The 386-nt window shown below is 64.5% G+C and carries 1 protein-coding gene; it reads right to left on the reverse strand.

What is annotated here, in order from left to right; translation table 11 throughout:
- A partial coding sequence (locus AX702_RS01275) for an alpha/beta fold hydrolase (protein WP_443026276.1) occupies positions 1-235 on the reverse strand: 235 nt, incomplete at its 3' end.
- Positions 236-386 lie beyond the last annotated feature (151 nt).

Consider the following 386-nt stretch of genomic DNA (forward strand, 5'->3'; position numbering starts at 1 on the left):
ACGGCGCGATAAACGCCCAGCAGCGCGCATGGGCAAGAAAGCCGTGCGCCATGAGGATGCCCGGCTTGGCCCGGTCGCCCCAGCGTAGATAGTGCACCTCCGCGCCTTCCACGGTGACGAAGCCTTCTTCCCGCGGAACGGCCAGCGCATCGACGAACCAGTCTGGCAAATGCGCCCCGTCGTTGGCCCAGATCGGGTCGATGTCCAACGATCCGCTAGTCTCGGCGGCGCTCATGCCGACAGCCGAAAACCGCTATAACCCGCCTCGGCGACCGCATCGCAGATCTCGGCATAGCCGACCACAGACGGGTAGTTGAGCAGCTGACGCGGCTTGCCTGGGATGTTCGCTCCCATGTACCAGGAATCGGCCTTGGGGAAGAGCGTCA

The organism is Sphingomonas sp. CCH5-D11, assembly GCF_001557395.1.
Classification (GTDB): domain Bacteria; phylum Pseudomonadota; class Alphaproteobacteria; order Sphingomonadales; family Sphingomonadaceae; genus Sphingomonas.